The organism is Cocleimonas sp. KMM 6892 (assembly GCF_035798195.1).
GTDB classification, from domain to species: Bacteria; Pseudomonadota; Gammaproteobacteria; order Thiotrichales; family Thiotrichaceae; genus Cocleimonas; species Cocleimonas flava.
The window spans coordinates 398870-425283 of record NZ_JAPFBV010000002.1; the positions used below are offsets into that span (position 1 = coordinate 398870).

The window sequence follows — 26414 nt, forward strand, 5'->3', positions numbered from 1 at the left end:
AAGCTAGACTACCTTGTAGAATAGCTTTCTTGTTTCTTACCTGATTATTATCAATAGGATATGTAAGCGCATTTATGAAAGTTCTAGGCATTGAATCATCATGCGATGAAACCGGCATCGCAATCTACGATACTGATAAAGGTCTTATCGCTGACCAGTTATATTCACAGGTAGCCTTACATGCTGAATACGGTGGGGTTGTGCCTGAGCTTGCTTCACGTGATCATATCCAAAAAACTACGCCTTTAATTAAAGCTGCGCTGAAAGAATCCGGTCTTAGTTTTAAAGATATTGATGGCATTGCATATACTCGCGGCCCCGGATTAATCGGTGCACTCATGGTAGGTGCTTCTATAGGGCGTTCGTTAGCGTGGGGTCTAGGTATTCCAGCGGTTGGCGTACATCACATGGAAGGTCATTTACTGGCGCCGATGCTTGATGAAAACCAAACCATAGATTTCCCTTTTGTTGCTTTGCTGGTCTCAGGTGGACATACCATGTTGGTAGAAGTTAAAGCCATCGGTGATTACAGAATAATGGGTGAATCTTTGGATGATGCGGTGGGCGAAGCCTTCGATAAAACGGCTAAAATGCTAGGTTTAGGTTATCCTGGTGGTCCCGTACTTGCTGCATTAGCAGAAAAAGGTGAGCCAGGTGCGTATGACTTTCCACGTCCCATGATTCGCCAGGGCGGATTAGATTTTAGTTATAGTGGCTTGAAAACATTCGCATTAACGACCTGGAATTCATCGACCAAGACTGAACAGGTTAAAGCAAATATTTCTCACGCCTTTCAGGAAGCGGTTGTCGATACCTTATTCATAAAATGTAAGCGTGCTTTAAAAGATGCCGAAGCGAAGCGTTTAATTATCGCCGGTGGTGTTGGGGCAAATAAGCGACTCAGAGAAAAACTGCAAGAACTTCCGGCAGATGTATTCTTTCCTCCGATGAAATATTGCACCGATAACGGCGCTATGATTGCTTACGCTGGGGCTTTACGCCTACAGGCGGGGCAAACTGAACCTGCGGAAATTCAACCCAAACCACGTTGGTCTTTAGAAGAACTTAACGCTATTTAAAATAAGTAACGTTAAGGGGGCTTTTAAAAAATTGGAGAGCAGTGTTTTAGGCTTATCAATAGCCAATAACGACTAGCTTATTACACCTATTACAGCGGTTTACCTGTTCTCGCATTAATCGCATGTAGCATTTGTCCGTCCGGATCATTATCACCCGCATCGGGTATCCATTTAGACATACAGGCACGATCTTTGACACAAGGGTCTGTCAAAGCTTTCAAGAAACTTACCAGATGGGTAACGTCTTCCTCAACTAGATTTGGTTTTGCCTTTAAATCAATGCCTTCTGCTATTGCTTCTAAAGTATTTTCTTTCACAAATCGTGTATCGATTGATTTCTGCTTAAGTTGTTTAGTCTCATAACGCTTGGCAGACTCTACAGGTGACAGCATGTGACGAGTAATAGCTTCCAGTGATGTATAGGCGCCGTCGTGTCCCCAAGGACCTGTCATCTCTACATTAAGCAGTGATGGCGTACGGAAACGGAATTTATCTTTTGGATTGTTTGTGATTAAACTACATCCGTAATCATTATTACCGGTTTTGCCGTTCTGTTTTCCTACGCCTATTTGGGGTATTGCAGTGTTATAGGCTTTCTCATCGGTAAAGAAATCACCTGAGTGACAAGATGCGCATCCAGCACCGCCGTCTTTTTGATCGGTATAAAACAACCATGCACCTTTCTTCGCTGATGCAGAAATAGCCTGTTTGTCGCCTTCTACATAAGCCTTCCAGGGATTGTTGATAAACACCTGTGAACGTTCGTATTCAGCGATAGCTTCTGAGTAGTTTTGCTCGGTGATTAAATCTTCTACATTACCATTGGGCTCTTCAAAGCCTTTTCTAAATTCTTCCAGCCAGTTTTCCTGAAGTCTTGATGCAAGCGCTCTGCGTAATGTTTGATTATGTGAATCGTTTAAATAACCACCGCGCATCTCTTCGACTGATGTTATCGGAAAGCGTGCCTGAGCCTGTACCAGAGTCTCACCCGCGAGTGCATCCGGTTTTGGATAGCTCATATCAGGTGTGTGAATGTCATATTTGCCAACACGTTCTATTCTCATATCGTGGAATAAGACTTTTTTCCAGAAAGCGACATTAAACGTTGTTGGCGCATTTCTAGGGACCTGGGCGTGTTTTTTGCCGATCAATTTACGATCAGAGCCCAGTACATCAGGATTCTTTGAATCAACCCCAATTGAAAGCGATAAATCATCACCGCCACCTAACATTGGGTGATGACAGCTAGCGCAGGCTGTTGTGTTATCTCCACCCAGTGTTTTTGAATAGAATAGTTTCATCCCAAGCTGGGCTTTAGGGCTTTCAATATTAGGTAGTGGGTGATCAGCTTTGGGGGTTCCTGTAAGTGCGTAACGAGATATCAATGAAGATAAGTCTAAATCAAGCTGAGGATCATAGTGTTGATGAGTTGACGCAGTATTTGCAGGCTGGGTCGCCTCTACGTTTGCTGTGACTGCAAACGATAAAATACTTGTAGCTAATACCAAAGATATAAAAGCTGATTTCTCAATCAGAACTTTTGTTATTATTTTCATTGTAATGACTTAAAGATTAGTTGGGGTTATGTGTAAAAACTCTTATTAAACTAGAACATAGCCTATGTTTCTAGAATTTGTAGTTTAATGCCAATTGTATCTCATTTTCATTAAATAGGGGTAGGCTGAAGGATTCTACCGATATCTGGTCATCATTCGTGTCATTCCTCTTAGGCGTTTGATTAGATGCCAGATTAATTCCTGCAACCAGTTTTTTCTCTTCTTCCCACTTATGTTTCCAGTGACTGAGGAAGATATTGGCAGCTAGACGACTACCCATACGATTAAGTTGCCGATAACTGTAAGGCGAATTATTCGCCATGTTTTTCTTGATGGTTTTGTTTAATAATTTCTCACCTTTGTTTGCACCCAGTATCACTTTAATACCACTAGCACCTTGTTGGTGGATTAAATATCTCTGATAATCTTCCAGGTTTTGATAACCATTCTTCTTCAAACGTTTTTCATTTTTCGCTAATAGCTTCTTGCTCATGGCAAGTGACTTTGCATAGTCCAAACGATCTTTACGACATTGAAGTGATTTACAACCAATGTCTTTTAACGCCTGAACCGTTAATTGATGATGACCACAAGGCGAAGTAGTGTAGGTACAACTTCTACTTTTATTTTTGGGTCTGTAGAGTAATTTGCCCTGCTTGGATTCGATAGAATGAACCGTATCCCAATAATCAACGTTAGCAACTTTCGAAATCTTGTTTGCAGTTTTGGTCTCTTGTTTGGTGTTTTTTGAAACAACGGGTAAAGCTGCGTTTGAAGTTGTATAGGGCGCTACTTCCGTAGGCTTGTTAAAGTTGAAGGTTAACTCTGCTGCAGTACTTTCTTTTTCTAAATCAGAAATTGCACGATTTTCTTTGGACTTTATAGATTCATTTTTTGCATTTAGCTGTTTGTAAAATGCTAAGCGATGATTGTTGCGGTTTGCTTTTTGAGATCTGTTTGGAGAGCTGGCTACAACAGTCTGAACAGTGTGTAATTCTAAGGTGTTCTTTGTTGACTGTGCTGTTAATTCTGCAGTTATTTCTGTTTCTTCAGTAAGCTCGTTAATTGCCATTTGATCATGCAACATACTGGTTGCTGAAAACTCATCATCAAAAAGATCAAACGCATCTTTTTCGTTTAAAATAGATTTGATTGTAACTATGTTTGAATAGCGTGATGTATTCGTTAATTTATCTGCTGAAATATCGGATGTATTTTCATGTGTGCCGATGATCGAGATCATAGCAAACGAAAAAATAGTGACTATAAAAGAATATGTATTCATTGAAATTTAACAGACTTTAGCAAGTGTGATTCAAGCAAGATATTTTAATGATATATTTATTGCAGGTTCAGCCTGTCATGGTAATGGTTACTACCACTTACTCTTTATTCGGGTTTTAACTACCGTTTATCGGCTTACAATAATTAACAAAGTATGCAAATAAGAAATAAATTGCCCAAAGAAGCAGCAAATAATTAAAAAATAAGTGATTTGTTTGAAGTTTTATGGGTGTTTGTGTGACAATAGAAAGAGTTAATTACTTTCATATTCAGGAGTTTGTAATGGGTGCATTTGTTCTAGGTATATTGGTCGGCTGGCTTGCAGAATGGTTGTTCTATACTTTTTGGTTAAAAGGTGGCGATAAATCAGACTGTTCTTCATTGAAGTCCGAACTAGAAGAACGAAAAAAAGAAATCAATCGTTTACAAAGCAGATTGAATGAAGCTACTGCTTCAGCAGCAACTACAGCCGCAAGTAGCACAAAAGCAGCATCTGCAAGCACTGCCACGACAACTACTGCTGCTCCAAAAAAAGCAGCTGCAAAAACGCCTGCTAAAGCAGCACCTAAGAAAACAGCGCCGAAAAAAGCTACTGCCAAGAAAGCAGCACCGAAAAAAGCAGCAGCAAAAGCTAAAAAGACCGGTGATGATTTCACTAAGCTCAGTGGAATAGGCCCAAGCATGGAAGCGACACTGAAAGGTTTAGGTATTGATACTTTCACTAAACTTGCTGAAACGGACGATGATGAGCTTCGTGAAATGCTTGAGAAATCTGGAGCGCGTTTAAACAACAATAAAGAAGCGATGGATTCCTGGAATGAGCAAGCAACGCTTGCAGCGAAAGGCGATTTCGCAGGTCTTACTAAATTGCAGGAAGCATTAAAAAAGTAAGGCGCTGATAAATGATTAAAAAAAGGTTAGTTTTTACTAGCCTTTTTTTATGCTTAAATTTAACTGAATGTGTTTTGACTCACTACAATATCAGTTTAATGAATCTGTAACTTGGCAAGCTCCTCAAGAATTGCATTCACCAGACTCTCACCTTGCGCTCCCATGCCTTTGCTCAAAATCTCTGGATCTCTTTCTCCGTCGATTAATTTTTTCATAATGGCAGCTAAAATCGTCAAATCTCCTCCAGCGTGACTCATTTGTTCAGCCATGGTCGATAGAAGCGTCAGGGCTTGAGTACTTCCTCTGCTTGCTTCATTTACCATGTGCGCAATACCTGGTGCAGCCATCGTTGGATTCGCATTTTTAGCTGTTGGGTCGGGTAGTGTAGCTGGGTTTTGTATACCTTTTAAAATGGCATCTATAATGATTCCATCTTCTTCATCCAGATCGTTAAGTAAGGATGTTGAACGATCGCCTTCAAGTATTTTATAGATTCTCAAAACCAGGTTTTGCCAGCCGTTAGCCGCGCTGGTCTTGAGTACTTCGCTAAGCTGAGGTCTTAATTGTGGATTTAAATGCGTTTGTACAACCATATTGATAAGGCTGGCATGCACTTGAATAATTTGTTCTTTTTTATCGGGTAAATTGCTCATTTTTAAACTGTATCATAACTCTGGAATATTAAATAAAATCTATGATCAGATACTTTACATTAAGACAAATATTTAAAGGCACCTCCCCACTTATAGCCGTTTTTTTTGGTTATAATTAATAAAAATTTCAAGGAAAGAATATGCCTGCGTATCAAGTGAAACGTTCAATCGTTATAAATAAACCCATAGCTGATGTGAAGGCATCATTAATAGATTTTCGTCAATGGCCGACCTGGTCTCCCTGGTTGATTATGGAGCCCGATAGCCAACTAAATTATAGTGATTCACAATCTCAAGTGGGTGCGAGTTACAACTGGGATGGCACGCTTGTGGGTGCCGGAGAGATGGTGTTGGAAGAAATTACAGATCAACAATTAGCGATGGATTTACAATTTAAACGCCCCTTTACCTCTACTGCAAAAGTATTCTTTGATCTAGAGAAGCAGGATCCATCGACAACACGCGTTACCTGGACAATGAACAGTCATTTTCCTTTCTTGTTATTCTTTGTAGCGAAGAAAATCAAAGCCCATATAGGCATGGATTATGAGCGTGGTTTGAAAATGCTGAAGGATTACTTAGAGACAGGCACTGTTTCTTCAAAGGTTGAGATAGAGGGTAAGACAAAAATTCAAGAGCAGCACTTTATTGGTCTAGAAAGAACCTGTGCGATTGCGGATTTGTCACAAGTAATGAGAGATGATTTCAGTTATTTGTTTAACTATATGGAAGAGCAAGATATGTCACTTACTTCTTCACCACTTAAAATTGTGAAGAGTGTTGATCCCTTATCAAAAATGACGAGTTTTGTCTGTGCTGTTCCGGTTAATAAGGAAATGGAAGTCACCCCCCCACTTATAGCCGGTTTTTTAAAAGAGCAGAATGGTTTAAAAATTACGCATACCGGTTTTTACGAGCACTTAGGCAATGCCTGGTCTACTGCTATGGCATATAGTGGCAACCATAGAATCAAAACACGCAGAAATCCTTTAGGGTATGAGTTTTATTTAAATGATCCGGCCAACACAGATCAATCAGACCTATTGACCGAGGTGATATTGCCTATAAGATAGCGCTTTTTTTCGACTGAATGTGACTACAGGTTGCGTATCGTTCGTAAGCAGATTCACAAGCCTGATTTACATTTTAGAAATTCAGTTATAGTTACTCAATTATTTATAGACAACGTTTTAAACAAAGGAAGTTTTAGATTTTGAAAAATTGGTTGGCACATACATCACTACAATTAATCAGTTATTTACCACTGAGTGTTAATCAAAGAATTGGGCGAATCATCGGTTTCATCGGTTGGTACGTTTCTGCAAATATGCGTCAGAGAACCTTACTTAATCTTGATCGCTGCTATCCTGAAAAATCTACAGCATGGAAAACGAAAGTAGGGCGTGAAGCATTATGTTCCAGTGCGGAAGCCTTGCTTGAAACCCCCACTTTGTGGAAGGCCGGTAAGGATAAGATAGCTTCTTTATTATTAAACCCGGAATCCTTAGACACAATCAAAACTACCTATGCAAAAGGCGATGGGTTGATTGTTGTGGTACTTCATCTGGGGAGTTGGGAGTATCTTGGTCTAATCACGGCAATGCATACCAAGACTACCAGTGCCTATCGTCCGCTCAATTTACCCGCATTGAATGAATTGGTGGTGAAAGGTAGGCAATCTACCGGAGCACGTCTAGTCCCAAGCACGTTTAAAGGAATTCGCGAGCTAACCAAAGCCTTATCGAATAAGCAATCCATTTGTATTTTGCCGGATCAGGAGCCGCGAAGGGATCAGGGAATCTATGCGGACTTCTTTGGTAAACCAGCTTATACCACCAATCTAATGCCAAAATTGGCTGCGCGTCATAATACGCCTGTGCTTTATATCGCCGCTGAGAGAAAACGTAACGGCTATTACCTTCATATCGAAGAAGGGGTTAAAGCACTTTACGATAAAGATCTGGTGACTGCATGTAATGCTATGAATAGTCAGATTGAAACGATGATCAATAAGTTTCCTGAGCAATACAGCTGGTCTTATAAACGTTTTAAGCGTTTGCCAGATGGTACGAATCTCTATTCGTAAATGAAGTTGAGTGGTTTTGAATAGGGTTAATAGACGAGTACTACAAACTGTTTAAATAGCTGTCTGCCTGTTTCTGTAATTTACCACGCTCAATCAGTAGCTTCCAACGATTACCACCAGCTTGCCGCCACAATAATGCAGCACGAATTCCCGCGAGTAATAATGCTCTGATTTTAGAGGCATTGGCAGGGTTTGCTAAATGAGATTGCTCGCCTTTAACCATGATCTTTGGACCAATTTTACTCACTGTATTGGTATAAATTTCAGCAAGTGAAGCGGTAATGTTTTCATGGCCGACATCGAAAAACTCTAGTTTTTTCTGTGTTTCTTGGATTCCCTGAAGGAGTTGTTGAAACATTTCAGGATTATTGTTTAATTTCTTTTCAAGGTGTAGCAAGCCTAAAGCGTAACGAGTTGCCTCCATGTCCTTGGCCTTACCATCAGGGGTCATTTGCCCAGAGCCTAATTGATACAGCATGGATGTCAGACCAGTCTTTAAGTTGTCTAAGCTACCGTATAACTCAACAGCTGTTCCTGCGTTATCGTTTAATACACTATTGATACAGGTATTGAATAAAGTGTCGTCTACCTTGCCAGTATTGGCCACTTGTGAAACACCATCAACGCATTGAAAAACTGCAGCTAAGGCTATGGCTCGATTTTGTGTATTTGATTCCACGGATTGAATTACCTATTTTTATCTATACTGGTTAATTGATCTTGTTGTTTACTATTCTGGGTGGCTATGGCTTTAGTCGCTTCTATGTTTTTCTAAACGACTGGTTAACCACACTCGGTTTTAATTTCATCGATGATGCCACCGCCCAGACAAATATTCTCATCATAAAAGACAATGGATTGACCTGGTGTCATTGCTCGCTGTTTTTCTTCAAAACACACTATGCATTTATCGGTATCAGAATCATCAATCATAACCGTACAGGCTTGTTCTTCTTGGCGGTATCTGATTTTTGCTTTGCACTTAAAAGTTTCGCTCGGCGCTTTGCCGCTGACCCAGTGTAACTGAGAAGCTTTGAGTTGTTGTTTTAACAAAAGTTCATGGTTATGACCCTGAGCTGCAATCAGTTTGTTGTTGCTTAAGTCTTTATCTACTACAAACCATGGCGCTTCTGATGAGGTTTTTAAACCTCCAATACCCAGACCTTGTCTCTGGCCTAAGGTGTAATACATCAATCCCTGATGTTCGCCGATTTCTTCACCTTCTGGTGTCACGATTTTGCCCGGTTGTGCAGGTAAAAAGCGTTGTAAAAATTCGGTGAATTTACGCTCGCCAATAAAGCAAATGCCTGTGCTATCTTTTTTGGTAGCGGTATCAAAGCCAGCTTTCTCTGCTAGTTCACGCACTCTTGATTTCTCTAGTTCGCCAATGGGAAACAAGGTTTTGATTAATTGATGTTGCTGTAAGGTATAAAGGAAATAGGTCTGGTCTTTATTATTATCCAGCCCTTTTAACATTTTAACTTCAGTGCCACTTATATCAACGCGTGCATAATGGCCAGTCGCAATGTAATCAGCACCCAAGTCGAGAGCAAAATCCAGAAATGCTTTAAATTTGATTTCTTTATTGCACATGATGTCTGGATTAGGGGTACGACCTGATCGATACTCTTCGAGAAAGTATTCGAATACATTGTCCCAGTATTCGGTTGAGAAGTTTACCGTGTGTAATTTGATGCCGAGTTCATCACTGACCGATTGTGCATCAGCGAGATCGACGGTGGCTGAGCAATATTCAGCGGAATCATCTTCCTCCCAGTTTTTCATGAACAGGCCTTCAACTTCATAACCTTGTTCAATCAAAAGCAGGGCAGCAACAGACGAATCTACGCCGCCGGACATGCCGACTATGACTTTTTCTTTTTTCATCTGTTTTTTACCAGGGGATTATGCTGCCATCGATATCGAGGAAACAGCCGCTATCTGCAATCGTGCAATCTGTTAGATTCTTTCTAAGTAAGGTTGCAGATTCTTCCACTGAGATTTCACCATTTGGTCCGCCCATATCTGTACGAACCCAACCTGGGTGTAAAATCAAAGATGTAATGTCCAGATGCTTAAGGTCATGTGCTGCACTTACCATAACGGCATTTAGTGCCGCTTTAGTGGCACGATAGGCATAAGAGCCGCCTGAAGTATTATCTTCCATACTCGCCATTTTACTGCTGATGCTGGCGATGATCTTCTTATCGCTTATTGCGACATTTTCAACAAAATGTTCCATCATTTTCATCGGCGCAAGCAAGTTTATTTCAACAGCTTCATCCCATGCATCACTTTGTGTTTTGCCAAATTCTGTCGCGCCATAACCATAGACACCTGCGTTGTTTAACAAGATATCGACAGGTACATTTTTCAATGTTTTTTGCAGCTCGGACATTTGATATTCATTACTCACATCCAGTGCATGGACACTCAATAAATCTTTATTGTCAGCTACGAGTTGATTCAGTTCCTTCGCATCTTCCGGAGAACGACAGGTGGCGAATACTCGCCATCCTTGTTGGACGTATTGTTTACAGAGTTCGAGTCCGATGCCTCGATTGGCACCTGTTATCAGTAATGTTGGCATATAATTTTGTTAGTAAATTCTAATAAGGTTTAAGTGTTAATCAATAATGTGTTGCTGCAAATAAGTATATGTCTATAAGTTCTTATTTAAAGGCTTAGTTACTCATTGATAGATTCATCTTAGTATAAATGCGAGTATAATCCGACTACCATTAATAAGTTAGACAATTTCTATGAATAATTCCGAAGTTCAAATCAACATTGCTGATGTAAAAATGACTGAGTACAGTCACGGTTCTGGCTGTGGTTGTAAAATATCACCTGCAGTTTTAGATGTGATGTTACAAAGTGATATTCCACCAATGGTTGATGCGTCATTACTCGTAGGAAATAGCACCCGTGATGATGCTGCGGTTTATGATTTGGGCAATGGAACCGCAATCATAAGTACCACAGATTTCTTTATGCCGATAGTGGATGATCCTTACACCTTTGGGCGTATTGCTGCTACTAATGCCATTAGTGATATATACGCCATGGGTGGTAAACCGATTATGGCGATTGCTATTTTTGGCTGGCCTTTAGATAAACTACCGGCAGAGGTTGGACAGTTAGTCATAGAAGGTGGACGTCAAGCATGTAAAGATGCGGGGATGTCATTAGCTGGTGGTCATAGTATCGATGCTCCGGAACCTATTTTTGGCTTGGCAGTTACTGGAACCGTTGCGAGCAATCAAGTCAAACAAAACTCAACTGCCAAGGCGGGGAATAAACTTTATTTGACCAAACCTTTGGGTGTCGGAATTTTATCTACGGCCCAAAAGAAGAAATTGATTAAAGATGAGCATGCTCACCTTGCGCCTGATTCCATGTGTCAATTAAACAGCATTGGTGAAAAGCTCGCACAACTTGATTGTGTGACAGCGCTGACAGATGTAACGGGTTTTGGTTTAGGTGGTCATTTACGCGAAGTTTGTGAAGGTAGTGGTCTTCATGCGGTGATTAATTACAGTAAGTTACCGTTATTGCCACACGTGATGGATTACCTCAATCAAGGTTGTTCGCCAGGTGGCGCGCAAAGAAATTTCGATAGTTACGGTGAGCACATAAGTGCAATGACGCCAACGCAACAATCAATCGTTTGCGATCCTCAAACCAGTGGTGGCTTGCTGATCGCGGTTGATGAAAATGATGAGCAATCTTTTCATGCTGTTATTGAAGCTGCCGGCTTATCTTTGGAAACAATCGGTTATCTCACTGAAAAAAATTCTGATGCTGAGTCACAAGCTATGATCCAAATACATGAGTGACCTTAAGATAGAAGGACTGCCCAAAGGTAATTTACCCAAAGTAAATAACCTGACCGATATTTTTGTGAATGATATTCCACTTTTGGATGTACGCGCTCCTGTAGAATTTAAACAGGGTGCATTTCCAAGTTCAGTCAATATACCATTGATGAATGATGCAGAACGCGAAGCAGTTGGCATACGTTATAAAGAACAGGGGCAAGACTCAGCAATTGTTTTAGGATCTAAATTAGTAACGCCTGAAATACGAGCAAAAAGAACACAGAAGTGGAATCGGTTTTTTAGCAATAATCCTAATGGTGTGCTTTATTGTTTTCGTGGCGGATTGCGTTCGCAAATATCACAGCAATGGATTGCCGATAGCCTCACTGAAGGTCAGCAGCCTTTCCCTCGTGTCGACGGCGGATACAAAGCCATGCGTACCTTTCTGATTCAAAGCATAGAACGTATTAGTCAGAAAATTCCGGTGATTGTGCTGGGTGGTAGAACAGGATCTGGTAAAACCAGGTTGTTAAAGCGATTGCCTAATAGCATTGATTTGGAAGGGCTGGCAAATCATAGAGGATCTGCTTTTGGTCCGACGGCTACACCGCAGCCAACACCGATTAATTTCGAGAATGCACTTGCAGTCCAGCTACTCAAGGCAGAAGCTGCAGGACATAAATTTCTGGTTGTAGAAGATGAAGCCAGAAACGTTGGTTCAGTGGGTATTCCACAAGCTTTCTTTGACGTAATGCAAACGTCAAAATTGGTCATGCTGGAAGTCTCGCAAGAAGAGCGTAATAAAGTGAGTATCGAAGAATATATTCTGGATACACAGCACTCTTTTAATGAAGTTTATGGTGAAGAATTAGGCGCTGAAAAACTATCTGAGCATCTCATTAATAGCTTAGGGAAAATTCAAAAACGTTTGGGTGGTGTGCGTTATAAAGAAGCGTTAACCCAGATGGAAGAAGCGATTACACTCAGGAATAAAACAGGATCGGTTGAAGGATTTATTCCTCTGGTTAAATCATTATTGATCGATTATTACGACCCTATGTATGATTATCAAAGCGCTAAAAAGAAAGAACGGATTAGTTTTAAAGGTAGCTATGACGAAGTGATTTCTTATCTAAAGACACTGGATTATTAAAGCTGGTTTATAAAACTAGATTAAAGACGTAGCTTTAATCACTAGAACAAATGACAAATAAAAAAAGCCTCCAAAGTAGGGGGGTGGCTTACCTTATTTAATATTCCTAAAAAGAAGCGGCTTTCTTGGCTGCTGCACTACCCGCTGCACTTCCAAGCCTTGCTCCGGTTCCGCCTGCAATTATTCCACCCACAGTTCCACCGACGATGCTGCCAGCCGTTCCTGCGACAACACCTGCCGCTTTAACCGGTACTTTCGCAACGGTAATGGCACTGCCAACTACCTGTTGTGTGGAACATGCAGAAAGCAATGTCACTGCAGTGATTGATAAAACGAGTATGGGTGTCTTCATGATCTTACCTGATAGCATTTTATGTAAGATTATCGCATATTCTTATTAACTTAAAATTAACAAGCAGTACTTATAGTTTTGGGCTTCTTTTTTTGATTAGTCCCATCACAAGACACATACCACATAGGATGATTGCGGTAGCTATCCACATTCTTAGTGTCACTCTTTCGCCCAGTAGCAAATATCCCCAGATGAATGAAAATATAGGAATTAAAAATGTGACACTGGCGGTTTTCATAGGGCCGATGGATTTAATTAGATTAAAGTAAATAATATAGGCAAGCGCCGTACATAGTGAGCCTAGCGCAATTCCATAGATCCACTGAATTGATGGAATATTGTGAACATCTGGCATAAATGGAATGAGTAGTAGACTCATAAAAATTCCGGAAAAGAACAGGCTGCCCGATGTTGAAGTCATAATAGAAACATCAGCAAGGTATCTTTTGGCAAGATTGGTCGCTATACCATAGGATATTGCAGCAGATACGCCAGACAGAATCGGTAACCAACTGGCTAAATTCAGACTGACTTTATCCCAGGCAAGGAAAACCAGGCCGGTAATACTCAGGAACATCCCAAAGAACTGTAACTTCGTCATTTTGTCATGCAGCCAGATATGCGTAATCCATGCCGTAAAGACTGGTGTCATGGCGTTCAAAATAGACACAGTGCCACCCGTGAGGTTAAGGCTCGCGTAGGCTAAAAAGAGAAACGGTATTGCCGAGTTTAATAAGCCAACGATTAACAGGATTCGCCAATGCTTTACGAACTCCAGAAACCGTCTTCGTTTTAGAAGAAAGACAAACATACACAATGCGGCAACAATAATGCGCAAAGCTATTAAACCAACAGGCCCAAAAGATTCAACGCTTGCGCGCATAAATATAAATGAGCTTCCCCAAATAGCGGCGAGAAAAATTAGTAAAAGTACAGTTACTTTTGTCATCATGAAATATCCAGCGCACTATAAAATTTATGTGGGTATATTTAAAAAAGAAAAGGAAGCAAAGTGTAGTTTAACTATCAAAATTTAATGGAATTTATTGCAGCTAATTTTGATTATTTTTACTGAAAACTAAATGATGATTTCAATGATTATAGTATTGTTTAATAAATAGCATTAAAGTGGTGAAATATGAGTTTTGGGTTTGCCTTTTGAGTATATGAGACCTATATGGTCTTTTTAAACTACTATAAAACCACCAAGGTCCCAAGGTTATGAATTTTCAAAAAAATAGTGATTCTGTTACTCAGTTGATTAAGCGTGATATCTCGAACGAGATAAAACAAACTGATGAAAATCTAGAATGGCTACAGAAAGAAATGCATCCGCTTTTTTTCGTTTTCAATCAGGCTGAAGTTGAAGCTTTATCGTTATTAACCAAGAGTCTTCACAATATGGAATATCACAAGCGTTTACTGCTTGTCGATAAGCCAGAACTAACGATGCTGGCTCAGATAAATGAAAGAGGCTCCTTATATAGAACATTGTTAGAGCTCCCTGAAAAAAACATTTCTTATGCCGAGGTAACGACTTCCAGAAATAAGATTACAGATACAGAACATGGCTTAGAGGCTTTGCGTTTTGATTATTCCTCAAAATCTGAAAGTGACATAGCAGAAATTCTGGAACAGGATGCTGTTGATGGTACTTTGCTAGCCGATGACACCTTGGTTAACACCATAAAAGAAGAACTGAAAAAAACATGCGTTGATTGTGGACAGGTAGATGTTGAATCGTATTTGAAAATTGTACTCGCCAATAGTCCTGAGTATGTACATGTGTCACCTCCGGGTCGAATCGCTCGATTGATAAGCTTGTATGCACAAACGGATATTAATGACGGTATTCATCTGGATCTGGAAAGTGTTAAATCTCAGGGGGATGATAAGGAATACCGTATTCTTTTCGGAATTTCTAACCCTCCATCTCGAGGCTATGTGGCGCAGATATTAGAAGTGTTTAATCGTTTGAATATTTCACTCAGACGCTCTTACAGTTTGACCTTGAGTAATGGCATTCATCCTTATTTTCTCTCTACGTTTTATGTAAGCCCGCGTGATAACTCAATCTTGAGTAAGGACAGTGAGTTGTATTTAACCTTACAGCGAGAGATTTATAACACCCAGATTCTTTCTTCTCGCTCCCGAAGTTATAAAGCCCTGGTAAAAAAAGGAATTACCTCTGGAACTGATGCCAGCATGATCGATGCGATGATCAGCTTTTGTCATACCAATCTGGCACACAACAATCCAGACAGTTTTACCCTTGAAGGTATACGCAGATCGTTTCATAACCACCCGGAAATCACTACGCAGTTAGTCGATTTGTTTTATGCGCGTTTTGATCCCAAGCAAACGGATCGTGAAACGGTCTATGCTGAAAAACTAGCAGCCACTACTGCTGCTATTACAGATCTTAATTCAGGGCGTAAATTCCTGGATGATTTCCGCAGAACCGTTTTTAGTTGTGGTTTATCGTTTATTAAATACACACTGAAAACGAATTTCTTTGTGCAGCAAAAACATGCTTTATCGTTTAGATTATCACCTGAATATCTCGAAGAACTGGGTGAAAGATTCACGGAAGATTTACCAGTAGATAGACCTTATCGTGTCACTTTCTTCTATAGTAGAAACGGAATTGCGTATCACATCGGCTTCTCTGATATCGCTCGTGGCGGTTGGAGAACTATTATCACCCAGGGACGTGATAACTACATAACCAGTGCCAATACAATGTTTAAAGAAAACTACGTACTGGCACATACGCAACACCTTAAGAATAAAGATATCTATGAAGGTGGTTCTAAAATGGTTGCGGTATTGCGTGTCGATAGCAATAGCAACGCAGAATCTAATCGCCAGCACCTATACAAACTCCAGCTTGCATTTATCAATGCATTCTTCGATCTTTTTGTTACCGAAGATGGTATAGCGAAAAATCCAAAAGTTGTGGATTACTATGCAGAAGACGAACCTATCGAACTGGGTCCTGATGAGAATATGCATGATGTGATGATAGAGATTATCGCAAAGCAGTCAGTTAAGCGAGGTTACCTATTAGGTCCTGGTGTAATGTCGAGTAAAAAAGTCGGTATCAACCATAAAGATTATGGGGTGACGTCTATCGGTGTGATCCGTTTTGCAGAAGTAACGATGAAGTCATTAGGCATCGATATGCATAAGGATGAATTCAGCGTTAAGTTCACCGGTGGTCCAAATGGTGATGTTGCAGGTAATGGCATGCGCTTATTGATGGATCGTTGTCCCAAGGTAAAGATCAAACTCATTATTGATGGTTCTGGTGCTTTGTTTGATCCTGCTGGTTTGGATGTTACGGCATTGGATAAAGTGGTATTAAAATCTGATCTCGAAGGCTTTGACCCTGAGTCATTACATCTCGGTGGTTTTTTACTGTACCGTAATCAAACGCGTAAAGAAGGCATGTTAGAACTTTACAAGAAAGTGGTGATGACGGACGCTGGTCTGGAAGAGCAATGGATTTCTACGGATAAATTCTATAAAGAGTTTAATAGTTTGGCGTTTACTGTCGAGGCAGACTTATTTATTCCTGCCGGCGGACGTCCTGAAACTATCGATAAGGATAATTACCAGCGCTATTTAAATGCTCAAGGTGAACCAAGTGCCAAGGTTATTGTTGAAGGCGCAAATTCTTATATCACGCCAGTGGCACGTTTAGAATTGCAGCGACTAGGCACAGTTATCATCCGTGATGCATCGGCGAATAAGTGTGGTGTTATTTCATCGTCCTACGAAATTATCGCAAATCTTATGTTGAGTGAAGAGGAGTTCTTAACCCATAAAGACGAGTATGTAGAAGATGTTATTGCCAAGTTAAATGAAATGGCTGAAAGAGAAGCGACATTGATACTTGATCGATACGCGCAAAATAACGGGGCTATTCCATACACTGATATTTCTAACGATATTAGTCGTGAGATTAATGAACACTATGCTCGTATCTTTAGCTATTTTTCTAATAATCCTGAGTTAAGTAATCGAACGGTGTTCCAGAATGCGATGCTGTTACACATGCCGCATTTGATTGGTGAAAACGAAGCATTTAAAACTCGATTAACGAAACTTCCAGAAAAAGTGAAATACGCTATCCTCGCGAGTAAGCTTTCGTCTGCGATGGTTTATGAAGGTGATAGCGATAGTATCTATGCGGGTATGATCGAAGCACAGGTTAATAAGTTTCCGAGTTTTGCTTAAATCAGATTAAATCGTGCCGATTTGTTAAAATAACAAATGATAAAAAAATACATTAGGCACTATTTTTTCTTTTCTTTAGCTATGTTTATTTCAACCCCAATATTTGGGGTTGAAAATCCTTGGTTGTTAGAAAAAGAAGAAGACAATATTGATGTGTATATTGCCAAGGTAAAAGGCTCGGCTATTAAAACTTTTCGTGGTGTGGTTACCGTTGATAGCTCTTTACATTCTATATTATCTGTCATTGCTGATGCGTCTTCGTACCCACGTTGGTTATATCATTGCAAGAGTGCCAAAATGGTTCAGTTTGTGAGCTACAACGAAGTTGTTAGTCATGTAGTTACGGATATGCCATGGCCATTTGTTGATAGAGACAGCATCATTCAATCAATAAAAACACAAAATCCTTCGACTAAAACAGTCACGATCAGGGTTTCTGAGAAGCCAGGCATGATTGGTAAAATATCTAATACAATCCGAGTCACTAATATTAATGGCTTGTGGGTGTTAACTCCTTTGCATAATGGGCGCTTAAACATTCTGTTTCAGATGAGTGTTGATCCGGGTGGCAGTATTCCCAATTGGTTGGTTAATTCGATGTTGGTTGATATTCCATTTTATACATTACAAAATTTACGCCGAGTTGCAAAAGAGTCACAGTATCAGTAACTCATCTCATTTAAGCTGCTTTAAATACGCCTAATCACTATAAGTATTTTATAAATGTTTAAATCTTTGACTGAATTTATATGCAGTTATTTGATTGTGCGGGGAGAGTTGAATAGAAAAATCATGGGTACACATCTTAATTAATATCTTGGTATTTAGTTAAAATCGATTTTAAGGTGTTAATTTATGTTAAAACTAAGACATGATTAAAAATTATACTAAACACGGTTTTCTATTTTCAATGCTGCTGATTTTTTCAGTTCCAATATTTGCTACGCAAGATAATTGGTACCTAGAAAAAGAAGAAGATAATATTCAGGTGTTTGTGTCAAAAACCAAGGGTTCACCGTTAAAGTCCTTCCGTGGCGTGGTAACTGTTGATAGTTCAGTTAATTCGGTGTTGTCAGTAATTGCTGACACTAGCTCGTATCCTCGATGGGTGCATAATTGCAAAAGCGCTAAAACCATAAAACGCGTTAGTGAGACAGAGATTTATAATCATATAGTCACTGATATGCCATGGCCAGTTATTGATCGCGACAGTGTTGTACAATCTGTAAAAACACAAAATAAGACAAGTAATCAGATCACTATTACTTTTGTCTCAAAACCAGCAATGATCGAGAAACTGCCTAAGACGGTCAGAATTACCAAGATGCAAGGTCTTTGGGAATTAACGCCATTGCAGAATGGCAAATTAAAAATACTGTATCAGATGAGTGTTGATCCCGGGGGGAATATTCCCAAGTGGCTGGTTAACTCGCTGGCTGTGGATATTCCTTATCATACGTTAAACAATTTACGACGTATTGCGAAGGAAGATAAATATAAAAAGGCCTCAAAGTAGGGGGGTGACCTTTTCTTTATTGTCGTTTTTTCTAATCGCTTTTTAATAGTGTTATATCGTAGGCACCTCCCCACTTTGGGGCACTTTTTTTTGCTTAGATATACTCTGCTATGTTTAGGCATCCCATTAAATAGATCAATTCGTTAGTGGAGATATTCCCAAATTGTTTGCGTGTTTCTATTAATAGTTTCTCGGCATAACGGGTGCTGATGTTCTCATGTTTCGAAATACAGTTAATGGGCTTGCCTGAGATAAGGTATTCAATGAGTGTTACTTTTTTCGGGGTGAGTGTTCTTAATATGGGTAAAATAAAATGATAACGAAGGTCTTGATGAGTCATGGCATGATCGTGGTAGACCTGAGAACACTGATTCAAATATGCTAACATTTCGGAACTTATGTCGTTGTTAGAAGCGTTATCTTTAAGCTTGATAACACTCACATAGGCGATGCCCATATCATTGTTTAGCGTAGGAAACGAGATTCCTCTACTGACCCCAAAGTGTTCTTTTGTTTTATGATTTGCGTGCTTTTCTTTTTTTGTGAGCTCTATCTGTTTTGATATCTCCCACCAATCAATGTACTGTGTGTTGCCTAATTTAAATAGTCTGATAACAAAGTCGTCTCTATGCGTTTGGTTATTTTTATAGTCGCGCATTCTTTGTTGATAGATATTCGAGTATTGAAATACGGGTTCTAACGAGTTTGAAAGTTGAGATAGCTTGGGTATGAAGGTATACAGCGCTGCATTAAAGCCAGCTTTACGTACTTCTTTTTCTAGTAATGAGAATTTACCTGAAGGTGAATCGTTGTCGTATAACTGTTGAATGAAACAATCATTTTTAATGAAAGTAGTCTTATCATCAATACCCATTAACTTTTACTCATAAAGAATAATTAAATGGGAGTATAATCTAAAACTATCAGGTAGGAAACTCTACCTTGCAGAGAAAATATTTGTGTATATAGTAGTCTTTACTAAATGAAAACTCGCAATAGTCTTCTTAGTATTTGGTCACCCTATCCTGATTTGAATTTCATACCAAGATAGGGTGATTTTTTATATTTTCTCTTCTTAGGCTTTTTTAGCAAGTTATTATCATAACTTGTTATTTAGTCAGACCAAATAACAAACTTGTTAATTTTCTCGCATCAATTCCAGCATTTGATCAGAGCTCATAGAACCACTCATATCAGAACCTTCCAGCAAGCTTTCCGCTAAGTCTCTCTTGTGCTGATGTAATTTAACAATTTTTTGCTCAATCGTATTTTCAGCAACAAGGCGATAAATCGTCACAGGGCGTGTTTGTCCAATACGATGCGCACGATCCGATGCCTGATTTTCTACGGCAGGGTTCCACCATGGGTCCATGTGAATAACATAATCAGCGGCAGTTAAGTTCAAACCAGAACCACCAGCTTTTAAACTGATTAGGAATAACTCTCCTTCACCATCCTGAAAAGCATCTACGCGAGCCTTTCTTTGTGCAACCGGCGTACTTCCATCTAGGTACTGGTATTTGATTCCACGTTCGTCCAGATAGGCACGGATAATGGATAGGTATTTCACAAACTGACTGAATACCAATGCCTTGTGGTTGTTTTCGATCAGTTCTTCTAGCAACTCACCAAAGCGATCAAGTTTACTGCTGGATAGCGTCGAGTCTTCCATAACCAGTTTCGGATGACAGCTGGCCAAACGAAGTTTGGTAATCGCTGCAAGTACTTTCAGATGCTCACCACTTTGTGGTTTGCTCTTGTCTTGAGCAAGGTTTTCAAGTGCGCTGCTACGAACCGCTTCATATAAACTACGTTCACCTTCAGATAGCGGAATTTCTAGCGTGATTTCAGTCTTAGGTGGTAATTCATCCAGTACTTGAGTTTTGGTACGACGTAAAATAAACGGTTGAATCAGTTTTTTTAGATGATTACGCGCATCCGCATCGTTGTCCTTTTCAATAGGGCTGATGTAGTGCTGCATAAACTGCTGTTGTGTGCCAAGTAGACCAGGGTTTAAGAATCTGAAAATACTCCATAATTCACCCAAATGATTTTCGATGGGGGTACCGGTTGTTACAAGTTTAAAATCACCCTGTAATTTATGAGCTGTTTTAGTGCGTTTTGCGTTAATGTTTTTAATCGCTTGCGCTTCATCGAGAACAATTGTTCCCCATTTTTTCTCGATAAATTCTTCAGCATCTTGTTGTAGCAGACCGTAACTCGCAATGACCACGTCAAATGCGCCTGCATTTTCCAGTAGTGTCTTACGGCAACCTTCACGATAAAAATGCGGTTTCAATGTCGGAGAAAATTTAAGTATTTCAGATTCCCAGTTATTGCTCACCGATGTTGGTGCAACGACTAAAACAGGTCCAAGACTGGCTCGCTCTAGTAAAATACTAATGGTTTGAACGGTTTTACCAAGACCCATGTCATCGGCTAAACATGCGCCTACGCCCCATTTGGCGAGTCGGCTCATCCATTTATAACCATCTTCCTGGTATTCGCGTAATTCAGTTTGGAGGGTAGAAGGGACTTGAGGGTTGTGGTCGTCGAGTTCTTCGATATTGCGTATATGTTTTTCCCACGCTTCATCGACACTCAGTTCGCCAACCATATCGGTTAAGTCTTCTAAGGCCAACGAGGCAAGGCCACTGATTCTTGCACCATCGCCATCTATTTCAGCATAACGGTGAATAGAATCCAGTTTCTTTCTAAACTGATGCGTCAGTGATAAATACTGACCATCTTCCATCTTCAGGAAGCGACCTTTATTGTTGGCTGACAAATTCAATAATTGTTTGAGTGAAACGATAAGGTTAGGGTCAGTCGATACAGTGCCTTCAAGGCTGAACCAGTCGCCACTTTTATTGATGCTTAGGCGTAGATTATTGGTATCAAAGTGCGATGCGATACGCATTACTTCGCCTTCAGGCCATGCAATGATGACATTTGCTTCTTCACCGTCTTCACCAGCAGCGGCTTCTCTATGGAGTTGCTCTAGTAATTCCAGACAATCCTGTGGCTCATCTAACAGGTATTCGTCGTTAAACTCATCTTCTTCTCCTAGTATGCTGCTATGTTGAAGAAGAGAATCTAGTAGATCTTTTTCTTTCTCCAGATCACGGGTAGTTTTGTAACGTTGTCCTTCATGCTCAATAGATAGTTTTGCGCGTCCATGACCAGGAGGGAAATACGCACCAAATTCTCCGAAGGGTTTTACACGTAATGTCGCTCTTAATCCTTCGCCGTAAGGCAGTAAGTTGGCGTGAATACGTGAATCCGGTTCTATTTCCTCAGCATCTACAACGCCTTCCAGATCAGACTGAATGCTGATCATAGGTGCCAATGTACCCAAAGTCTCACGCAAATCTTTTTCAGCTTCACGCGGAATGACTATGCCATTAGAAATAATTTCACTGAGACGCATGACCTGTTCATTCTTTTGGTAAATACAAAGTCGTGTCGGCGTTTCTTTGACAATAAGGTACTGGCTGTCTTCCTGACTATTGTCGAAAGCAGGGTAAAAGCTTATACGTAAATTTTCGTTTTCTTCACTAACGAGTAATTCGAATTCACCTTGTGATAATTCAATCGGTGTATTGCGTGCGCCATCCCAATATAGATTTGGGTGATTGACCAACTTTGGCCATGCACTATTGAGATCAAGTGTAAATTGTGGGCCGCGGTGATAGTAAGCATCGTAGTCTGGTTGCTCAAAAATAGCCGATACTAAATCAAGGTCTTGTTCACTGAGTTGCGGTAATTCCTGTCTTTCTTTCTTAAGACGTTTGAGTGCAATATTACGTCCTTTAGTCCAGCCGCCAGCCGCAGTGCGCTTCTGTAATTTAGGTGTAAGGGAATACTCATTGTATTTATCAACGTCTAACATCCACACAACGCGCTCTTCATCATTAGCGCCACCCAAAGGTTTGTCGGTGCTGACTAATTGATTCATTGCATTTAATGCGCGTTCCCATTCTGCCTGCGGTTTAACCAGGTCGAATAGTGTTGATGTGTTTAATTGTTGATGTAACTTTTCTGCTTCCTGTTTGAATTTTTCCTGGTCTTCCTGTTTCTCTGCAAATAGACCCAGTGCATGTGCGTATTCAGCTTTTAACCATAGGTATTGGCCATTACTGGCACGGTTATATTTAGCCTCAAGAATATCTTGCACACCGTCAGAGAGCTTTTGTCCCAACCAGTGTTTGATTAGTGCATAGAAAAGAACACTGTATGTATTGCTTTCAAGTTCTTTTAATGACGCATTAAAGTTAAATATGCCTGAAACTACGGTGTCGGTGTAGGCACTTAGAATTTGGTGGTCAATATCCTGCTCTAATAGTTTGAATATCTTTTGTGCAACAGCCAGATTTTGTGTATCACCAGAGGTAATTAAAGCAAGCAGGTAGAATTTTTCTAATTCATTACCAAAAAGCACCGTAGCGTTTTTACGTTTCGAATACACTTCGCGATAAATATCGGTGGCATTGTCGTATGCCTGTATAGCACTTTCATTATTCGAGTGAACCAGTTGCCTTGCAGAATTAGCCAGGTGCCAGAAGATATGACGATCGTCGTACGTTTTGTTTTCATCATTCGATAGCATCGAACTGGTATGTGTACTTGTCGCAGGAGGTAATTTTGGAAATAACTCGTAATTACCTGAAAGAATGCTGTATCTCGCCTGAGGTTCCAGTAGCTGGAATTCAAAGCTGGCTAAATTAGGTATGTTTTGTTTTCTTTCTTCTAATAGCTCCCACAACTCTGATTGTTTATGCAAGCCATCGAGGCTGTATTCAGAAAGACCGATAAAAGCCATGCTGAACATTTCATCACTGAGCACAGACAATAATTTAGGATTTGCAGGTGAACCAAACGTCGAAGGGTAAAAGCCGGGATTGATTAGCTCTGATTCGCGGTACTGATAGCGTTCAAATAAAAGAGCTAAGGTATGATCAAGCTTCTCCGTTTTACCTTGAAACAGGTAAATTCTGGCGTGCGACAGACCGTGTTCAACACTTTGCCAGAGAATGCGGCCAAACGATTCGGTCGCGGAAAAGGACTGTAACACCTGATCGGCGTAAGCATTAAAAACGCCTTCTTCTATAGCGCTTAATAAAATATCATCACGAATCTCGGCTGGCACCATATACTTGCCCTGACTACCTTCTACCCAGTTATCATGAATCAGGTCGACAAGAATAGGGCGTAAACTGTGCAAGGTGAAGCTATCGTTGATATTTGGGTCATCAATGCCGAGTCGATGAGCACAACTGGCTAATGGTGTTGCAGCTACAGGCGCATAAACAATCGCAAGGATTTGAATCAGTGCCCGTTGTAGTTTGGGTAAATCTCTAAATGCTGCAGGGTCGAAACTTTGATGACTCATAATTATAATTTCTATTTTTATTTAATGGTGGAAGTGAACCGAACAATTATAAAATGTTTTACCTCTTACGTCTGCTCTTGTCTGAATATTTATCTTTAATAAAGTGATGATTTTTCGTGTTTGAATGGTTGACACAAGGTATTACAATCACTATATTAGCGCTCCTTGTTTTTGCTGATTGGCAAAACGGTTTTGGCTATATAGCTCAGCTGGTTAGAGCACATCACTCATAATGATGGGGTCCCAAGTTCGAATCTCGGTATAGCCACCATATATAAGGCATTAAAGTTATTTAAGCTTTAATTTCTTCGAAAAGGCCACACAAATGTGTGGCCTTTTTTGTATTTAAGCTACTTAAAAAAACTGCCCTGAAGTAGGGGGGTGACTTTAATCATTATTAGCACCTTGTTATTACTTTGATTTGTTACGCTAGATTGATCAATTAATGCCGTTTAAGGTTTAAGTCTATTACTACGAGCTAATACATAGGATTAATATACTCATAAACACACTCTTCTAAAAGGGGTTAGAATATCGCAAAACACGCTATATTGGACTGGATAGAGTGTTGTTTTCATATTACTATGTCGAACTTTAGTTCGTTGTGAAAAGGTAGATATTACGTGAGGAGAAATACGTGAAATTATCAGGCGCTGAGATATTTATAGAATGTCTAAAAGCGGAAAACGTTGATACCATATTTGGTTATCCCGGAGGGGCAGTTCTTTTTCTCTATGATGAACTGTATAAAGCAGAAAATCGTGGTGAGATAAGACACATACTGGCTCGTCATGAGCAGGGTGCTGTCCATGCTGCAGAAGGTTATGCAAAGACTAGCGATAAGCCTGGTGTCTGTATTGTAACTTCTGGCCCTGGCGCTACCAATGCCGTCACAGGTATTGCCGATGCGTATATGGATTCGGTTCCTTTAGTCGTAATCTCGGGTAATGTTCCTAAAGATTTGATTGGTAAAGACTCTTTTCAAGAAATTGATATTGTTGGTATTACCCGTCCTTGTGTGAAACACAATTTCTTAGTGACGTGTATAGAAGACATAGCACCTGTGATGAAAAAAGCATTTCATATTGCTTCTACAGGTCGTCCAGGTCCAGTACTTGTCGATATCCCTAAGGACCTAACAAATCCTGCTGTTAAGAAAATAGAGTTTAAATACCCTAAAGATTTAGTGATGCGTTCTTATCAGCCAACGATCAAAGGTAACAAGAAGCAAATTAAGTCTGCGATCAAAATGATCGGGCAAGCTAAAAAGCCTGTGCTTTATGCAGGTGGTGGTGTAATTACATCGAAAGCAGCAGATGAACTTACCGAACTTGGCCGTTTATACAATTTCCCAGTGACTAATACTCTAATGGGCTTAGGTTGTTATCCGTCGAATGATCCTCAGTTTATCGGCATGTTAGGCATGCATGGTACGGTTGAAGCGAATCGTGCGATGTATCATACAGACCTGATTATTTGTGTTGGTGCACGTTTCGATGACCGTGTAACCGGAGATTTGAAAAAGTTTTCACCTGACGCAAAAGTAATCCATATCGATATAGATCCTGCATCTATCTCTAAAAATAGACACGCGCATAATCCTATCGTAGGTGACGTTAAAGAAGTCTTGCAGTCGATGCTAGCTGAAATTAAGGAGCAAAACATTGTTCCTGATAAATCTGCATACGATGAATGGTGGAAAGAGATTAAAGCCTGGCAAGCGCTTGATTGTCTTAGTTACGAGCAGGGTGATGAAATTATCAAAGCTCAGTATGTCGTTGATATGCTATGTAAAGTAACTAACGGCGATGCTTTTGTTGCTTCTGACGTTGGTCAGCATCAAATGTTTGCAGCACAGTACTACCGTTTCAATAAACCTAAACGTTGGGTTAATTCAGGTGGCTTAGGTACGATGGGCTTCGGATTACCTGCAGCAATGGGTGTTCAATTTGCAAATCACGATGAAACGGTTGCCTGCATTACGGGTGATGGCAGTATTCAAATGTGTATTCAAGAGTTGGGTTGTTGTAAGCAGTATGGTCTACCGCTTAATATCATCAACCTAAACAACGGTTACTTAGGTATGGTTCGTCAGTGGCAGGAGTTCTTCTATGAAGAGCGTTACGCAATGACGTATAACCAATCTTTACCTGATTTTGTTAAATTAGCTGAAGCTTATGGGCACATTGGTAAACGCATAACGAAACCTTCTGAGGTTGAAGATGCGCTTCGCGAAGCCGTTGAAGATAAGAAGAACTTACACTTCCTTGATTTTGTTGTTGAAGAACAAGGTAATGTATATCCAATGATTCCAGCGGGTTACGGTCACAATGAAATGTATCTTAATAAGCAAGATGCCATTGATGATGCGAATTCCAAGAAGTAACCC

20 protein-coding genes and 1 tRNA gene are annotated in these 26414 nt (G+C 40.1%); 11 read left to right on the forward strand and 10 right to left on the reverse strand.

The annotated features are described in order from the left end of the window. Positions 1-74 precede the first annotated feature (74 nt). Positions 75-1079 (forward strand): tRNA (adenosine(37)-N6)-threonylcarbamoyltransferase complex transferase subunit TsaD, encoded by a 1005-nt coding sequence (tsaD, locus tag OO007_RS07445; protein ID WP_131905386.1) that lies wholly within the window; start codon positions 75-77, stop codon positions 1077-1079. An 89-nt stretch (positions 1080-1168) separates the two neighbouring features. Here the strand turns inward: tsaD and OO007_RS07450 are convergent, their stop codons facing one another. Then, entirely contained in the window at positions 1169-2635 is a 1467-nt protein-coding gene (locus tag OO007_RS07450) for a cytochrome-c peroxidase (RefSeq protein ID WP_325808324.1), read from the reverse strand. Positions 2636-2705: 70 nt separating this feature from the next. Further along, complete coding sequence (locus tag OO007_RS07455) at positions 2706-3920, reverse strand: hypothetical protein (protein ID WP_325808325.1); 1215 nt, start codon at positions 3918-3920, stop codon at positions 2706-2708. Positions 3921-4156: 236 nt separating this feature from the next. Here OO007_RS07455 and OO007_RS07460 point away from each other — a divergent pair, with 236 nt between their 5' ends. Then, positions 4157-4810, forward strand: coding sequence for a hypothetical protein (locus OO007_RS07460; protein WP_325808326.1), 654 nt, complete (start codon positions 4157-4159; stop codon positions 4808-4810). A gap of 95 nt (positions 4811-4905) precedes the next feature. Here the strand turns inward: OO007_RS07460 and OO007_RS07465 are convergent, their stop codons facing one another. Next, positions 4906-5463 (reverse strand): hypothetical protein, encoded by a 558-nt coding sequence (locus OO007_RS07465; protein WP_131905382.1) that lies wholly within the window; start codon positions 5461-5463, stop codon positions 4906-4908. A 140-nt stretch (positions 5464-5603) separates the two neighbouring features. On the opposite strand from OO007_RS07465, the gene OO007_RS07470 reads away from it, so the two are divergent. After that, positions 5604-6536 (forward strand): SRPBCC family protein, encoded by a 933-nt coding sequence (locus OO007_RS07470; protein ID WP_325808327.1) that lies wholly within the window; start codon positions 5604-5606, stop codon positions 6534-6536. Between the two features lie 140 nt (positions 6537-6676). Then, positions 6677-7549 carry a lysophospholipid acyltransferase family protein gene (locus tag OO007_RS07475; RefSeq protein WP_325808328.1) on the forward strand — a complete coding sequence of 291 codons (873 nt, stop codon included), beginning with the start codon at positions 6677-6679 and terminating at the stop codon, positions 7547-7549. Between the two features lie 40 nt (positions 7550-7589). On the opposite strand, the gene hflD is transcribed toward OO007_RS07475, so the two are convergent. From hflD to OO007_RS07490, 3 genes are all read right to left on the reverse strand, one after another. Further along, complete coding sequence (gene hflD, locus OO007_RS07480) at positions 7590-8228, reverse strand: high frequency lysogenization protein HflD (protein ID WP_325808329.1); 639 nt, start codon at positions 8226-8228, stop codon at positions 7590-7592. 104 nt (positions 8229-8332) lie between these two features. After that, on the reverse strand, positions 8333-9436 hold the full coding sequence (mnmA, locus tag OO007_RS07485; RefSeq protein WP_325808330.1) for a tRNA 2-thiouridine(34) synthase MnmA: 1104 nt from the start codon (positions 9434-9436) through the stop codon (positions 8333-8335). 7 nt (positions 9437-9443) lie between these two features. After that, entirely contained in the window at positions 9444-10139 is a 696-nt protein-coding gene (locus OO007_RS07490; RefSeq protein WP_131905377.1) for an SDR family oxidoreductase, read from the reverse strand. A gap of 172 nt (positions 10140-10311) precedes the next feature. Here OO007_RS07490 and selD point away from each other — a divergent pair, with 172 nt between their 5' ends. Beyond that, entirely contained in the window at positions 10312-11388 is a 1077-nt protein-coding gene (gene selD / locus OO007_RS07495; RefSeq protein ID WP_325808331.1) for a selenide, water dikinase SelD, read from the forward strand. Next, positions 11381-12523: a tRNA 2-selenouridine(34) synthase MnmH gene (gene mnmH / locus OO007_RS07500; RefSeq protein ID WP_325808332.1), complete on the forward strand. Its 1143-nt coding sequence runs from the start codon at positions 11381-11383 to the stop codon at positions 12521-12523. The genes selD and mnmH overlap by 8 nt, the downstream gene beginning before the upstream one ends. Before the next feature lie 106 nt (positions 12524-12629). On the opposite strand, the gene OO007_RS07505 is transcribed toward mnmH, so the two are convergent. Together OO007_RS07505 and OO007_RS07510 are read right to left on the reverse strand one after the other, a co-directional pair. Further along, positions 12630-12875, reverse strand: a complete 246-nt coding sequence (locus OO007_RS07505) for a hypothetical protein (protein ID WP_325808333.1) — start codon at positions 12873-12875, stop codon at positions 12630-12632. A 70-nt stretch (positions 12876-12945) separates the two neighbouring features. Next, entirely contained in the window at positions 12946-13827 is an 882-nt protein-coding gene (locus tag OO007_RS07510; protein ID WP_325808334.1) for a DMT family transporter, read from the reverse strand. A 269-nt stretch (positions 13828-14096) separates the two neighbouring features. On the opposite strand from OO007_RS07510, the gene OO007_RS07515 reads away from it, so the two are divergent. The 3 genes from OO007_RS07515 to OO007_RS07525 all read left to right on the forward strand — a co-directional run bounded on the left by OO007_RS07515 (position 14097) and on the right by OO007_RS07525 (position 18633). Further along, positions 14097-17117, forward strand: coding sequence for an NAD-glutamate dehydrogenase domain-containing protein (locus OO007_RS07515; RefSeq protein WP_325808335.1), 3021 nt, complete (start codon positions 14097-14099; stop codon positions 17115-17117). Positions 17118-17198: 81 nt separating this feature from the next. Further along, a complete protein-coding gene (locus OO007_RS07520) occupies positions 17199-17786 on the forward strand; it encodes an START domain-containing protein (protein ID WP_325808336.1) in 588 nt (195 codons plus the stop codon). A 202-nt stretch (positions 17787-17988) separates the two neighbouring features. After that, positions 17989-18633 (forward strand): START domain-containing protein, encoded by a 645-nt coding sequence (locus OO007_RS07525; protein WP_325808337.1) that lies wholly within the window; start codon positions 17989-17991, stop codon positions 18631-18633. Positions 18634-18727: 94 nt separating this feature from the next. Here OO007_RS07525 and OO007_RS07530 read toward each other — a convergent pair whose 3' ends face one another. Together OO007_RS07530 and OO007_RS07535 are read right to left on the reverse strand one after the other, a co-directional pair. Beyond that, entirely contained in the window at positions 18728-19507 is a 780-nt protein-coding gene (locus OO007_RS07530) for an autoinducer binding domain-containing protein (RefSeq protein ID WP_325808338.1), read from the reverse strand. 264 nt (positions 19508-19771) lie between these two features. Next, the gene (locus OO007_RS07535; RefSeq protein WP_325808339.1) at positions 19772-24025 is read right to left on the reverse strand and encodes a DEAD/DEAH box helicase; all 4254 of its coding nucleotides are present in this window, start codon (positions 24023-24025) and stop codon (positions 19772-19774) included. A gap of 194 nt (positions 24026-24219) precedes the next feature. On the opposite strand from OO007_RS07535, the gene OO007_RS07540 reads away from it, so the two are divergent. Next, positions 24220-24296: transfer RNA gene (locus OO007_RS07540), tRNA-Met, on the forward strand. 366 nt (positions 24297-24662) lie between these two features. Beyond that, entirely contained in the window at positions 24663-26411 is a 1749-nt protein-coding gene (gene ilvB / locus OO007_RS07545) for a biosynthetic-type acetolactate synthase large subunit (protein WP_131905368.1), read from the forward strand. The last annotated feature ends 3 nt before the right edge of the window (positions 26412-26414 follow it).

Coding starts and splice junctions, on each gene's coding strand:
- tsaD (WP_131905386.1), top strand. CDS start 75: ATGAAAGTTCTAGGCATTGAATCATCATGCGATGAAACCGGCATCGCA.
- OO007_RS07450 (WP_325808324.1), bottom strand. CDS start 2,635: ATGAAAATAATAACAAAAGTTCTGATTGAGAAATCAGCTTTTATATCT.
- OO007_RS07455 (WP_325808325.1), bottom strand. CDS start 3,920: ATGAATACATATTCTTTTATAGTCACTATTTTTTCGTTTGCTATGATC.
- OO007_RS07465 (WP_131905382.1), bottom strand. CDS start 5,463: ATGAGCAATTTACCCGATAAAAAAGAACAAATTATTCAAGTGCATGCC.
- OO007_RS07470 (WP_325808327.1), top strand. CDS start 5,604: ATGCCTGCGTATCAAGTGAAACGTTCAATCGTTATAAATAAACCCATA.
- mnmA (WP_325808330.1), bottom strand. CDS start 9,436: ATGAAAAAAGAAAAAGTCATAGTCGGCATGTCCGGCGGCGTAGATTCG.
- OO007_RS07490 (WP_131905377.1), bottom strand. CDS start 10,139: ATGCCAACATTACTGATAACAGGTGCCAATCGAGGCATCGGACTCGAA.
- selD (WP_325808331.1), top strand. CDS start 10,312: ATGAATAATTCCGAAGTTCAAATCAACATTGCTGATGTAAAAATGACT.
- mnmH (WP_325808332.1), top strand. CDS start 11,381: ATGAGTGACCTTAAGATAGAAGGACTGCCCAAAGGTAATTTACCCAAA.
- OO007_RS07505 (WP_325808333.1), bottom strand. CDS start 12,875: ATGAAGACACCCATACTCGTTTTATCAATCACTGCAGTGACATTGCTT.
- OO007_RS07510 (WP_325808334.1), bottom strand. CDS start 13,827: ATGATGACAAAAGTAACTGTACTTTTACTAATTTTTCTCGCCGCTATT.
- OO007_RS07515 (WP_325808335.1), top strand. CDS start 14,097: ATGAATTTTCAAAAAAATAGTGATTCTGTTACTCAGTTGATTAAGCGT.
- OO007_RS07520 (WP_325808336.1), top strand. CDS start 17,199: ATGTTTATTTCAACCCCAATATTTGGGGTTGAAAATCCTTGGTTGTTA.
- OO007_RS07525 (WP_325808337.1), top strand. CDS start 17,989: ATGATTAAAAATTATACTAAACACGGTTTTCTATTTTCAATGCTGCTG.
- OO007_RS07530 (WP_325808338.1), bottom strand. CDS start 19,507: ATGGGTATTGATGATAAGACTACTTTCATTAAAAATGATTGTTTCATT.
- OO007_RS07535 (WP_325808339.1), bottom strand. CDS start 24,025: ATGAGTCATCAAAGTTTCGACCCTGCAGCATTTAGAGATTTACCCAAA.